The following is a 14,681-nucleotide window of genomic DNA, read 5'->3' on the forward strand; positions in this document are numbered from 1 at the left end:
AGGAAAATGGAATGGTCGCGGCACGCTTAAAGGGCATATGATTGATTTCAAATAAAAGACAGTAAGATAAAAATGCAGTATCACATTTTCACCTTACTGTCTGATAATTGTTTCCACTATAATTTTAAGAAATGCCTTTGAATGCTTCCTCGTTAATAAAAGGCTGGTTTCTCAACCGTTGCTTGGTTGCTTTGTAAAAAGCATTAGCCACGGCTCCTCCCGCCGGAGGTAATGCAGGCTCGCCAAGTCCCGTCGGTGAAATTCCGTTGTCTACAAAATGCACGTCTACCTCGGGTATTTCATTCATCCGTATCAACCGGAAACCATTGAAATTGCTCTGATCCGGTGTTCCGTTTTTGAATGTCATGTTACCAAACATCGCGTGGCCTACACCGTCCACAACTCCGCCCCTTACTTGCTGTAAAGAGCCGCTTTTGTTGATCACTATACCGCAATCCACGGCCGCAACGATGTTCTTAAGAACAGGCTTACCTTTTTCCACCACTACTTCTCCTACCTGAGCCACGTACGACCGGTGGGAAAAATAGACACTGAAACCCTGATGAACGCCTTTCTTCTTGCCCCAGTTGCTTTTTTCAGCAGCCATTTTAATGACGGCTATCATCCTGTCTACATCATATTTCACATCGCCTGCCGGAGATTTTTTTGCCTTTTCCAGCAGAGCGAGACGGAATTCAATGGGATCTTTGCCAGCTGCCTCAGCTACCTCATCGAGGAAAGACTGCTCAGCGTAGGCCAGGAAATTGGTGATCGGCGCACGCCATGGTCCGGTCGTAATGGGAGATTTATGTTCAACCGAGTCGATCAGCAGGTTATCCACAGATCCTGACGGGAAATTATCTTCTCTCGTCGGATTTCCGGAATTAATGCCCACCCCTCTTAATTTATATCCGATCAATTCTCCGTTTTTGTCCAAAGCTGCTTCGAAACGATAACGTACCGCAGGGCGATAAATGCCACCGGTCATGTCATCCTCACGGGTCCAGATCACCTTCACGGGAGCCTTCATCAGTTTGGATACATTGGCGGCTTCCATTACATAATCAGCAGCAAGTCTGCGGCCAAATCCTCCGCCCTGACGAGTGATTTCGACGGTAATTTTCTCAGGGGCAATGCCGGTCAGCTTCGCTACTTCCGTACGTGCGCGGTCAGGCGTTTGCGTAGGCCCTACCAGTTCAACCCCGTCTTCCCGCACGTGTGCAAAGAAATTCATCGGTTCCAGCGGGCTATGCGGTAAGAACGGGCATTGGTATTCAGCCTTGATCACCTTCGCTGCATTTTTGAATGCAGTATCAACGTCTCCGTTTTTACGGCGGACAGTAGCTTCTCCATTATCCAGCAGATTTTGGAAAATACGGTTGTGATCCGAAGAGCTTTCCAGTTCCCCACCTTTTTCATATTCTATTTTCAATGCCTCCCTGGCCTTTTTCACCTGCCATGTAGACTTGCCGACTACGGCTACGCTGTTATCAAAGGTCACTACATCCACAATCCCCGGCATTGCTTTCGCAGCTACCGCATCGACTGATTTTAATTTCAATCCGAATGCCTTAGGTCTTTGAATTAATGCGAACAACATTCCTTCGCGGTAAAAATCCAACCCGAAAAGTGGTTTACCGGTAGCAATATTGTTGTTATCAACATTACGGACAGACTGTCCGATCAGTTTGAAATCCTTTTCGTTCTTTAATTTAATTTCGTTCGGTACCGTTAGTTTGGAAGCAGCCTCGGCAAGTTGTCCGTATGAAAGCGATTTGCCGGAGGCCTTGTGCAAGACTTTTCCGTTTTCGGTACTACATTCAGCAGTTGGTACTTTCCAGGTGGCAGCCGCTGCTTCGATCAGTAAATAACGGGCTGTGGCGCCAGCCTTGCGTAGCCTTTCCCATGAATGCGGCACTGCGCCGCTACCGCCGGTGACCTGCCTTTCAAATATGGTAGTATCGAGATTTCCCTGAACGGTTTTAACCTGTTTCCAGTCGGCGTCCAGTTCTTCCGCCACCACCATTGGAAATGCAGTCTTGATACCCTGCCCGATCTCCGGGTTCGGTGATACAATGGTAATGCTGTTGTCGGTACCGATGGACAAATAGCTATTGAAATGAATGGAGCCTGCGGCTATCTGTTTAGCATCTACTACCACCGGAAGTGCCGACGAATTGGACCAATTGAAACCCAAAAACAGACCACCACCTGCTGCTGCGGCGATTCTCATGAAATCCCGCCTCGAAGTTTGTTCTAATGTCTTCATGGTCAGTTGGATTTAGTGGCTGCTACTTTTACTGCTTCCTTAATGCGGTGATAAGTACCGCAACGACAAATATTTCCGCTCATGGTAGACACAATCTCCTCGTCAGTTGGTTTGGGTTTTTCTTTCAGCAAAGCTGCTGCCGTCATGATCTGGCCAGCCTGGCAGTAGCCACATTGTGCCACATCCACCTCGTCCCACGCCTTTTGTACGGGATGATCTCCTTTTTCTGACAAGCCTTCAATGGTAGTAACTTTTGCTTTGCCGACTGACGAAACAGGAAGCACACAGGAGCGCACCGCTTTGCCGTCCAGGTGAACGGTACAGGCACCGCACTGCGCGATACCGCATCCGTATTTGGTCCCTACGAGGCCAAAATTGTCGCGCAATACCCAGAGTAACGGGGTATCCCCTTCTACATCTGCATTGTATGCACGATTGTTGATTGATAATTTAAATAACGCCATGGTGAATAGATTAGGTCTAGAAATATCTTTTGCGGATAAGAAGCCGCTCCCGAAATTTACAAAGAATGCTTCAAAAATGCTGATTACAAGGTATTTAAACTATAAAGAAAATTCAGCCCACTTTCTCACCCGAGAATTGAAAAATATATCGCTATAATACAACGAAAAAATTCAAGGTTGTGTCTTTTTAGTTGACCAGTACTCGCCCTTTATCCGTTCGTCAATGAAGTTTCTCTACGCCCTGTTTTTCCTTTTCATCCTTTTTGATAGCGTTGCCCAGAAAAAGCAACTGACTTGCGGTACGAACGACGAGGATCTTTCTCTGGAGTACCCCCGCGGTGAATGTTCCGTTCGACAAGCGTACTTATCTCTTTACAAAGAATGTGACCGAGGCGAGCGGTGTTGCAAACCTTGGCGGGCTGCATAATGTATCCCCTCTCGGCAACTACGGCACCATTATGCATGAATTCGGACATAATTTTGGTTCCCCACATACCCATAGCTGCTTCTGGCCGGGCGGCCCGATTGACTATTGTACCTCGCCAGAGGGTGGTTGCTATGATAAATCGCTGAATCAGCTTGATAATGGAAGCCTTATGAGTTACTGCGGCGATGAGCACACATTTCATCCGCTGTGCCAAACTGTAATGCGCACGCATGCTGAGAGCACTCTTAAAAAAGCTGAAACAGCAGCCCCTGCCATTGATGCGTTGAAAGATATGACCACTAACAAGGGTGATTTCTACTCCTGGGCTGCGGTTCCGACGGCTTTGTCGTACGAAATCAATTATGCAGATAACTCGGGATTTCAGGGCGCTGCGAGCCTCAATTTGCCTGTAAATCTCTTGTCCACAAAAATACTGGTGGCCAATAAAGACTATTATATCCGTATCCGGGCTGTAAATGCTTTTGGGAATTCTGCCTGGTCGGAAGTTCGGGTGATTAAAGTTATACCAAAGGAGCTGGGCCCACCAGATATATTGACCCAATCGCAGGGCGGCAAAGTAATACCTCCAAGAGCAGGTCTTGATCTGACTTTTTCAACTGCGGAACGAGCTACCGATTATGAGATCGAGGTTGCCCACGCCTTTGATGTTGGTTTCACTAACCTGACAGCCAGCTTCATTGTACAGCAAACGAACCTGTATTACGTTCCTCCGTATGGAGCCAGTTTCAGATGGAGAGTTCGGGCGATGCAAGGTGAGAAAAGAGGGGCTTGGTCGGAAGTTGCGTCTTTTTCAGCAAATCCTGCAAAAAACGACCGGCTTTTTATGCCTATCCCGAACAATTTGCAGAATGTCCCGCTGTCTTTTCCTTTTTCCTTTCACCCGATTGGACGTTATTCAGACGTGACGGTGACCGTTGCGAACAATTTGGAAATGGCTAATCCTGTTTTCAAAAAAACCTATCATTACTACGAGCTATTCACTGGATTTATCAAAAATTTACCGTCAAAATAGCAAGCTATTCCTTCGGATAGAGGAAACTAATTTTGATCGTTCTTACTACCCGGAAGGTTACCTGACCGATGTGACCATTGAATTCACGACTGGAAATAAACAGTTACCTGCTAATGTCAAGTTTTTGAGCGATCACAACCAGGAATTGTTTGGGTATCCCACTGTGAAAGCGGTCCTCACCAAAGACAACATATGGCTACCTGGGACCAACCAAGGGATTGTAAAAATGGACCAGCAGGAATTAACATATGACCTTTTCACCCGCGACAATACCAATGGTCTCCTCGGGTTGAGTTATGGGCTGGTCATGAAGAGTGATCAAAAGCAGGGTATCCACATTATGACACAAGGTGCCTATGGGTCATTCCGCGTCAATGACATTCAAAATGAAGATCCGAAGGTTCCCGTCGAGCCTTTTATTCATTATAATCTCATCACTGGTTTTGATTCCGACGCCAAACTTCTCTGGAATTATAATACCATTTTCACGAAAGTTAATGGTACCCTGAACCCTGTCAAAAGCTTCCCGGAACCCCAGTCGATTTTGCAGGTAATCCCTAATGGCAACAAGGCCTGGATTCTGCTTAGTAACTCCTATGGTGTATCGGGCGAGGTTGCTGTGCTTGACCTGAACAATTACAATGTTCTGGAAACCATTGACTATACCCGAAATCCGAATATTAAAAAGAACATTTATCAGATGCATGTAAACAATGCCGGGCACTTGTGGTTGCGACAGTACGATCCGTTCACTTCAATGGGGTCCATTGCGTTGTATGACGGGGAGCAATGGAAGGTTTTTGATGATACCAATTCACCATTAGGCCGTAATCTTTCCGGTTTGGCGCTCTCGCCTGCGGGTGACGCTTTTGTGCTTGCGACGGGACTTGAAACGAAAGTTTTCAGATGCGAATCCGGAAACTGGATTCAGGCAGGTACCTCCATTCCTTATGAGTACGTGGCAAATGATCTGCTGGTTGACGACAAAGAAAATATGTGGCTCAGCGGAATTTTCGGGTATATACGTATGACCAATTGTCCGCCAATGGACCCGCCTTTATTCAGCAACATTAAAAATGTGGTGGAGTCTGGTGACGAAGTGAAATTCCGAATAACCAATTGTCCGGAAGGCCAGTTGTGGTCATGGACGAACTCAGAAGGTTCGGTGAAAGATTCGCTGATACAAAATGAAGGGACATTGACATTGAAACTGCTTTCCAACACGACTTTTACGGCTCGTTGCAACAGTAAAAACTGCGCTACTGCCGACACAACATTTGCAGTCAAAGTCAATCCAATTGTAATCACCAGTCTACCTCATGCCAGCTTGCCAGAGATCACTATTTTCCCAAATCCCAGCGAGGATAAAATTGTGATCAAAAGCAATGCAGCCGGTGCAAAACGCAGCTTCTTCTACATTACTGATTTAAAAGGAACAATGATCCGTTCCATGAAAATTCAGGAGAAAGTTACCGAATGGGATATCCGTACGCTTCCATCCGGTGCATACATTCTCTCGACGGATCATTTAGGAAGCAAACTCGCCTGGAAGATCGTCAAGAAGTAATGCTATGCTTCTCCGCCGGGTCCTCCGAAACTGATGGGAAAATTGAAAGTTGGCTCATTATCCTGTGAGCTTTGAATGAGGCCGTACTGGTCTTCGTATTTCTGGATATTATCTGTCAAAGCTGCGATCAGACGTTTTGCATGCTCCGGTGTGATAATGATGCGGGCCTTTACTTTTGCGCGCGGTACACCCGGCATCAATCGGATAAAATCCAATATAAATTCACTGTTTGAATGCGCTATCATAGCCAGATTAGAGTAAACACCTTCCGCCATTTCTTCGGATAATTCTACGTTAATCTGTTGCTCGTTTTCTTTACTGTTATCTTCCATTGATTATTTTGTTAATAGCATCTGCTATTCATTGAGCGATTTGCTTTGGCAGCGGAAATTACTAAAAATAAATAGCATCAAAAAGCAAAGAGCCGGTCCCACATAAGCAGAACCGGCTCTTTTTATATTCAGAACATCAACTACACTAACTCTTTCTTTTTACGTGATTGTTTTTCACGTGAGTCAGTCAATGCATCGTATTCTTCTTTTGATCCAACGATCAGGCTTTCGTATTGACGCATTCCCGTTCCAGCTGGGATCAGGTGACCTACGATCACGTTTTCTTTCAAGCCTTTCAGTTCGTCGCGTTTTCCACGTACCGCTGCTTCGCTCAATACTTTGGTTGTTTCCTGGAACGAAGCCGCAGAAACAAAACTTTCAGTACCTAATGAAGCCTGGGTAATACCCATCAAAGTAGGTTTCGCAACCGCAGCCTGAGCATCACGGGCAGTAACCAGTTTCAAGTCACGACGTTTCAAGCTTGAATTTTCATCACGCAAACGACGTACCGAAATGATCATACCTGGTTTCAATGTTTCAGAGCTACCTGCGTCTTCTACCACTTTCATATCCAGGATCTTGTCATTCTCTTCGCGGAACACAACGCGGTCAACCGGTTGCATTTCAAGGAAGTTGGTATCACCTGCATCGAGAATCTCTACTTTCTGCATCATCTGGCGTACAATACACTCAATGTGCTTATCATTGATCTTCACACCTTGCAGACGGTATACTTCCTGAATTTCATTCACAAGATACTCCTGAACAGCAGTTGGTCCTTTGATAGACAAGATATCAGCCGGTGTGATCGCTCCGTCAGACAATGGATCTCCTGCTCTTACGAAGTCCCCATCCTGAACCAGAATGTGTTTCGACAGGGCAACCATATAACGACGTTGCGTTCCGTCTCTTGATTCGATATGAATTTCACGGTTACCGCGTTTCACACCTCCGTAAGAAACTACCCCGTCAATTTCAGAAACCGTTGCTGGGTTGGACGGGTTACGAGCTTCGAAAAGTTCAGTTACACGTGGCAAACCTCCCGTGATATCGCGTGTTTTACCAACAACACGAGGGATTTTCGCCAATGGCTGACCTGCTTTGATAGCCGTACCATTTTTCACCACCAAACGGGCTCCTACTGGCAAGTTATATCCTTTTTCAGTTTGATCTTTCAACAACGTGCTCTTACCTTTTACCACTAACGCAGGGTTTTTGGTTTTATCACGTGTTTCAATGATTACTGATTCCTGGAAACCAGTTTGCTCATCAAATTCTTCACGGTATGTAATTCCTTCTTCAATAGCATCGAATGACACGGTACCAGTGAATTCAGAAAGGATTACTGCGTGATATGGATCCCAGGTACAAAGCTCTTGTCCTTTCAGAACTTTCTCTCCGTCTTTTACCAAAAGGTGGGCACCATAAGGTACGTTGTTCGAGATCAGCAATTGGCCAGTTTCAGGGTTTGTAATTTTAACTTCTCCTGAACGACCCATTACTACCGTCACTTCGTCTCCTTCTGAATTAACAGATTGAACCAAACGAAGATCTTCAAAACCAATTACACCATCGAATTTCGCCTTGATGTTTGCCTCAACAGAGATGTTGGAAGCAGTACCACCGACGTGGAATGTACGAAGTGTAAGCTGCGTACCTGGCTCACCGATTGACTGAGATGCAATTACACCCACAGCTTCACCAATGTTAACCATGTGCGCCGAAGCCAGAGAACGTCCGTAACATTTCGCACAAACACCATTACGTGTCTCGCAAGTCAGTACCGAACGGATTTCAACGGTTTCAATGCTGGTTTCGTCAATGTACGAAGCAATTTCCTCCGTAATTTCCTGACCGGAAGCCAAGATCATCTCATTAGAAAGAGGATCAAATACATCGTGAACGCTTACACGACCCAAAATACGTTCTGACAACGGTTCAACGATATCTTCGTTGTCTTTCAGAGCTGAAATTGCAATACCACGAAGTGATCCGCAATCCTCTTCCACAACTACAACATCCTGAGCTACGTCATGCAAACGACGGGTCAGGTAACCTGCATCCGCTGTTTTCAAGGCTGTATCGGCAAGACCTTTACGAGCACCGTGTGTTGAGATAAAGTATTCAAGAACGTCAAGACCTTCTTTGAAGTTAGAAAGGATCGGGTTCTCGATGATTTCACCTGCACCACCCGCGATGTTTTTCTGAGGCTTGGCCATCAGACCCCTCATTCCACCCAGCTGACGAATCTGCTCACGTGATCCACGCGCACCAGAGTGCATCATCATATAGATAGAGTTAAATCCACCCTGATCTGTTTCCAACTGCTTCATCAAAGTTTCTGTGATACGTGAGTTAACACGTGTCCAGATATCGATAACCTGGTTGTAACGTTCGTTTTCAGTGATAAGACCCATCAAGTAGTTACTCCAAACGTTTTCAACGTCCAGTTTCGCCTGCTCGATCAGTTTCACTTTTTCGTCTGGTACCATTACGTCGTTCAATCCCATTGACAAACCACCTTTGAAGGCCATTTGGAAACCAAGTTCTTTGATTTCATCAAGGAATTGAGCTGTACGGGCAACACCCGCCAGTTTGAATACCAAACCAATGATCTGCTGCAATTTTTTCTTGGTCAACAGCTCATTGATATAACCTACTTCTGCTGGAACAGCCTGGTTGAACAGGATACGTCCGGCAACAGTGTCGACCAGTTTAATTTCAAAAGTACCATCATCATTCCGTACTCTCAGACGGCATTTGATGTTAGCATGTTTTGAAACTTTGCCTTCGTTAATTGCAATGATCACTTCGTCAGGACCGTAGAAAATCATTCCTTCTCCGATAATCGGATACTCAGGAGTGCTTACACGGCCTTTGGTTACATAATACAGACCCAAAACCATGTCTTGTGATGGTACCGTGATCGGCGCACCGTTGGCAGGGTTAAGAATGTTATGTGACGAAAGCATCAACATCGAAGCTTCCAAAACGGCTTCCTGACCCAATGGCACGTGAACGGCCATCTGGTCACCGTCAAAGTCAGCGTTGAATGCAGTACAAACCAATGGGTGCAACTGGATCGCTTTTCCTTCGATCAGCTTAGGCTGGAACGCCTGGATACCCAAACGGTGCAATGTTGGAGCACGGTTTAGAAGAACAGGGTGTCCTTTCAAAACGTTTTCCAGGATATCCCAAATCACAGGATCCTTACGATCTACGATTTTCTTAGCTGATTTTACAGTTTTAACAATTCCACGCTCGATCAGCTTGCGGATAATGAACGGCTTGAATAATTCCGCCGCCATATCTTTTGGCAAACCGCACTCATGCAGTTTCAATTCAGGACCAACGACGATTACCGAACGACCTGAATAATCGACACGCTTACCAAGCAAGTTTTGACGGAAACGTCCTTGCTTACCTTTCAGCATGTCAGAAAGTGACTTCAATGCACGGTTACCTTCTGAACGTACCGCGTTTACTTTACGGCTGTTATCGAAAAGCGAGTCAACCGCTTCCTGCAACATCCTTTTTTCGTTACGCAAGATTACCTCAGGCGCTTTAATCTCGATCAGACGTTTCAAACGGTTGTTCCGGATGATTACACGACGATAAAGGTCATTCAAATCGGAAGTCGCGAAACGACCACCGTCAAGAGGTACAAGCGGACGAAGTTCTGGTGGAATAACCGGAACCATTTTGATCACCATCCATTCTGGACGGTTTTCGATACGTGTATTTGCATCACGGAAAGCTTCAACAACTTTAAGACGTTTCAAAGCTTCTGCTTTACGCTGCTGCGAAGTGTCTGTTGCTGCCTGGTGACGAAGTTCGTATGAAAGCTCATCCAGTTTGATCCGGTTCAAAAGCATTTCAAGCGCATCAGCACCCATTTTCGCGATAAACTTATTTGGATCCGTGTCGGGAAGCATTTGGTTTTCGCGAGGAAGCTTGTCAATGATATCCAGGTATTCGTCCTCAGTAAGGAAGTCAAGGTAGCTGACGCCATCTTCTTCTTTGATACCAGGCTGAACTACGGCATATCGCTCGTAGTAGATAATTTGATCCAATTTTTTGGTAGACAATCCAAGCAGGTAACCGATTTTGTTCGGCAAGCTGCGGAAGTACCAGATGTGTGCAACAGGAACCACCAATTCAATGTGTCCCATACGCTCACGACGTACCTTTTTCTCAGTAACCTCTACACCGCAACGGTCGCAGATGATACCTTTATAACGAATACGTTTGTATTTCCCACAGTGACATTCCCAGTCCTTTACAGGCCCAAAAATACGTTCGCAGAATAACCCACCCATTTCCGGCTTGTAAGTACGGTAGTTGATGGTTTCAGGCTGGGTTACTTCACCGAATGAGCTCTCAAGGATAGACTCAGGTGAAGCCAGACTGATGGTCATTCTGGAAAAATCACTATTAAGTTTTTTGTTCTTTTTGAAAGACATAATTAAAAAGTCGTTTGTCTGTTAGTCGAAACTCAATTTTGATTGCATTTCTAAGCGGTGCACTTCTCAATGCACCGCTTACGACTAAAAATTAGTCCAGCGTAATTTCCAATGCTAGTCCACGAAGTTCGTGCACAAGTACGTTGAATGACTCCGGAATATTTGGTTTCGGAAGGTTTTCACCTTTCACGATTGCTTCGTATGCTTTGGCACGGCCAACAACGTCATCGGATTTAACCGTCAGGATTTCTTGCAAAATGTGAGATGCACCGAATGCTTCAAGTGCCCACACTTCCATTTCTCCAAAACGCTGACCTCCGAACTGTGCTTTACCACCCAATGGTTGCTGCGTAATAAGCGAGTACGGCCCGATAGAGCGCGCGTGCATCTTATCGTCAACCAAGTGGCCCAGCTTCATCATGTACATCAATCCAACTGTGATCGGCTGATCGAAACGATCTCCGCTCAATCCATTGTAAAGATATGTACGTCCCCAATCGGGCAATCCGGCTTCTTTTAGCTCTGCTGCTACTTCTGCTTCCGTAGCTCCATCGAAGATGGGAGTAGCATAGCGGCGACCGAGTTTCAAACCTGCCCATGCAAGAATGGTTTCATATATCTGACCAATGTTCATACGTGAAGGTACCCCAAGTGGGTTCAACACGATGTCCATTGGTGTCCCGTCTTCCAGGAATGGCATATCTTCATCACGAACGATACGGGCAACTACCCCTTTGTTACCGTGACGACCCGCCATTTTATCTCCAACTTTCAGCTTACGTTTCTTGGCGATGTATACTTTCGCTAATTTCACGATTCCAGCAGGAAGTTCATCACCTACTTCAAGAGCGAAACGGTCACGTTTGAAACGGCCCATCAATTCGCTACGTGCATTCAGGTAGTTTTTCAGAACCAATGAAACCTGGCTGTTTGTCTCGCTATCCTCTGTCCAAGAGTCAGTCAAAACGTCGCCGATAAGGTTAACCTCCTCAACAACTGCATACTGGCTTTCGTCACGGTATGGGTTGTTGGCTGGGAACAAGTTTTCTGAGATATTTCTCACATTGAACTTCATTCCTTTGCTGATCAACTCATCACCGAACTTGTGCTTGACTCCCTGGCTAGTTTTCCCATCAACAAGGGCAACCAGTTTGTCAATGATACGACCACGAAGTGCGGTCAGCTCGCGGCTGTATTTTTTCATTAACAGACGAAGCTCATCTTTATGTTTAGCACGCTCTTCTTTGGTAGGACGGGAGAAAAGTTTGGTATCGATAACCACACCTTTCATGGATGGAGGCGCTTTTTTAGAAGCATCCTTCACATCACCGGCTTTATCACCAAAGATCGCACGAAGTAGTTTTTCTTCAGGAGTTGGATCTGATTCTCCTTTTGGAGTAATCTTACCGATTAATATATCTCCTTCTTTTACTTCTGTACCAACCTGAACAATACCATTTTCGTCCAGATTTTTAACAGTTTCCTCGCTTACGTTTGGAATTTCAGCTGTAAGTTCTTCTTCTCCACGTTTTGTATCACGAACTTCCAATTCGAATTCTTCAATGTGAATCGAAGTGAAAATATCGTCGCGAACTACTTTTTCAGAAATTACAATCGCATCCTCAAAGTTGTATCCCTGCCAAGGCATGAACGCAACCAACAGGTTACGGCCTAGTGCAAGTTCGCCACCTTCTGTTCCATAACCCTGGCAAAGTGCCTCCCCTTTCTTCACCTTCTGCCCTTTAAGGACCATTGGTTGAAGGTTAAGGCAAGTATCCTGGTTGGTACGGCGGAATTTAACAAGATCGTAAGAAACACTGTCCTCAATAAAACTTACCAGACGTTCGTCATCTGTTCTGTCATACTTAACAACAATTTTCTTAGCATCAACAAATTCGATTACGCCGTCTCCCTCAGCAACTACCAATGCACGTGAATCCATCGCAACACGCTTTTCAAGGCCAGTTCCAACGATTGGCGCTTGTGGGCGCAACAATGGAACACCTTGACGCTGCATGTTAGATCCCATCAATGCACGGTTAGCATCATCATGCTCAAGGAATGGAATAAGAGATGCCGCAACAGATACGATCTGGTTGGCAGCAACGTCCATAAATGACGCTTGTGAAGGATCCACCATCGGGAAGTCACCTTCAAAACGTGTCTTGATTTTTTCTACCGTAAAGTTTCCTTTATCATCCACAGAAGCATTAGCTTGTGCAATGTATTTGGAATCCTCTTCCTCGGCAGTCATATATATAAGCTCATTCGTCAGCTTTCCGGCGCCATCGATAACACGGTATGGTGTTTCGATAAAGCCCATTCCATTTACTTTGGCAAATACACAAAGTGATGAAATCAAACCGATGTTTGGTCCTTCCGGAGTTTCAATGGTACAAAGACGACCATAGTGCGTGTAGTGAACGTCACGAACCTCGAAACCTGCTCTTTCACGAGAAAGACCACCAGGCCCAAGTGCGGACATACGACGCTTGTGCGTAATCTCAGCCAATGGATTGGTTTGATCCATGAACTGTGACAACTGGTTTGTACCAAAGAATGAGTTGATAACAGAAGAAAGCGTACGCGCATTGATCAAATCAACAGGCTTGAAATCTTCGTTGTCACGAACATTCATACGCTCTTTGATAGTACGCGCCATACGGGCAAGACCTACACCAAACTGCGCATAAAGCTGCTCTCCAACGGTACGAACACGACGGTTTGACAAGTGATCAATATCATCGACTACTGCTTTCGCATTGATCAGACCGATCAGATATTTCACGATCGAAACAATATCTCCTGTTGTCAAAACGCGAACGTCCAGACTAGTATCAGAACCTAATTTCTTGTTGATCCTGTAACGGCCAACATCACCAAGGTCATAACGCTTATCACTGAAGAACAAGCTTTGAATTACGTCTCTCGCTGTTTGCTCGTCAGGTGCCTCTGCATTACGTAGCTGGCGGTAAATTTGCTCAACGGCTTCTTTGTCCGAGTTCGAGCTATCTTTTTGCAGCGTATTATAAATGATATTATAATCCGCAACATTCATGTCCTCTTTGTGCAGAATAACAGATTTCTGTCCTGACTCCACGATCACTTCGATATCCTCAGCAGAGATTGTTGAATCACGCTCCAACAACACTTCATTACGCTGAATCGAAACAACCTCCCCAGTATCTTCATCTACGAAATCTTCTGTCCAGGTACGAAGAACCCTTGCTGCCAAGCGACGGCCTACTGCCTTTTTAAGGTTTGTAGGAGTAGCACTGATTTCTTCTGACAAACCGAACAGATCAAGAATGTCTTTATCAGAACCAAATCCAATCGCTCTCAACAGCGTTGTTACCGGGAATTTCTTCTTACGGTCGATGTACGCATACATGACGTTATTCACATCGGTCGAGAATTCAATCCACGAACCTTTGAATGGAATAATACGTGCAGAATACAGCTTAGAACCGTTTGTGTGCTTGCTCATAGAGAAGAACACACCTGGTGAACGGTGCAATTGCGAAACGATTACGCGCTCTGCACCATTGATTACAAATGAACCACGCTCAGTCATGTAAGGAATATTTCCTAAGAACACTTCCTGCTCAATGGTTTCAAATTCTTCATGATCAGCATCATTACAGATCAACCGCAATTTTGCTTTCAATGGTACTGCGTAAGTCAGACCACGATCAATGGATTCATCGACTGAATATTTCGGTGGTTCAAGAAGATAATCAATGAACTCCAACACGAAATTGTCGCGCGAATCAGCAATTGGAAAGTTTTCAGCGAAAACTTTGTACAAACCTTCTCCTGAACGATCTTCCACAGAAGTATCCAGACTGAAGAAATCACGGAACGATTGTACCTGGATTCCTAAAAGATCCGGATAATCGATGATCTGATTAATCCTTGAGAAATTTTTTCTAGGTGTTGCTTTAATTGTAGCCAAGGCTATGTTTGATTTGGGTTAGCAGAAAAACTAATGCGTACAAGTAACCTTTACAGCACGCATGGTATTAATTAGTTTTAACCTAATCTAATGCCTCGTAGAGAATAAATAATCGCCCCTTTTCTGTCTTTTCTACGAGTAAAGAAGTGTTTCGGGCAAATTATCGGAAAG

At 45.1% G+C, this 14,681-nt stretch carries 7 protein-coding genes; 2 read left to right on the forward strand and 5 right to left on the reverse strand.

Annotated elements, in window-relative coordinates:
• Positions 1–124: 124 nt before the first annotated feature.
• The gene (locus ON006_RS23100; RefSeq protein ID WP_244822394.1) at positions 125–2,269 is read right to left on the reverse strand and encodes a xanthine dehydrogenase family protein molybdopterin-binding subunit; all 2,145 of its coding nucleotides are present in this window, start codon (positions 2,267–2,269) and stop codon (positions 125–127) included.
• 2 nt (positions 2,270–2,271) lie between these two features.
• Entirely contained in the window at positions 2,272–2,733 is a 462-nt protein-coding gene (locus ON006_RS23105) for a (2Fe-2S)-binding protein (RefSeq protein ID WP_244822395.1), read from the reverse strand.
• 338 nt (positions 2,734–3,071) lie between these two features.
• Between ON006_RS23105 and ON006_RS23110 the strand changes: the two genes are divergently transcribed.
• A complete protein-coding gene (locus tag ON006_RS23110) occupies positions 3,072–4,193 on the forward strand; it encodes a zinc metalloprotease (RefSeq protein ID WP_244822396.1) in 1,122 nt (373 codons plus the stop codon).
• Entirely contained in the window at positions 4,096–5,760 is a 1,665-nt protein-coding gene (locus ON006_RS23115) for a T9SS type A sorting domain-containing protein (RefSeq protein WP_244822397.1), read from the forward strand. Before ON006_RS23110 ends, ON006_RS23115 begins: the two co-directional genes overlap by 98 nt.
• A 2-nt stretch (positions 5,761–5,762) precedes the next feature.
• On the opposite strand, the gene ON006_RS23120 is transcribed toward ON006_RS23115, so the two are convergent.
• The 3 genes from ON006_RS23120 to rpoB form a co-directional block, all read right to left on the reverse strand.
• Positions 5,763–6,092: a DUF3467 domain-containing protein gene (locus tag ON006_RS23120; RefSeq protein ID WP_244822398.1), complete on the reverse strand. Its 330-nt coding sequence runs from the start codon at positions 6,090–6,092 to the stop codon at positions 5,763–5,765.
• A gap of 140 nt (positions 6,093–6,232) precedes the next feature.
• Positions 6,233–10,555 (reverse strand): DNA-directed RNA polymerase subunit beta', encoded by a 4,323-nt coding sequence (rpoC, locus tag ON006_RS23125; protein ID WP_244822399.1) that lies wholly within the window; start codon positions 10,553–10,555, stop codon positions 6,233–6,235.
• Positions 10,556–10,646: 91 nt separating this feature from the next.
• Positions 10,647–14,510: a DNA-directed RNA polymerase subunit beta gene (gene rpoB / locus ON006_RS23130; protein ID WP_244822400.1), complete on the reverse strand. Its 3,864-nt coding sequence runs from the start codon at positions 14,508–14,510 to the stop codon at positions 10,647–10,649.
• Positions 14,511–14,681: the final 171 nt, after the last annotated feature.

Source organism: Dyadobacter pollutisoli (assembly GCF_026625565.1).
GTDB lineage: Bacteria > Bacteroidota > Bacteroidia > Cytophagales > Spirosomataceae > Dyadobacter > Dyadobacter pollutisoli.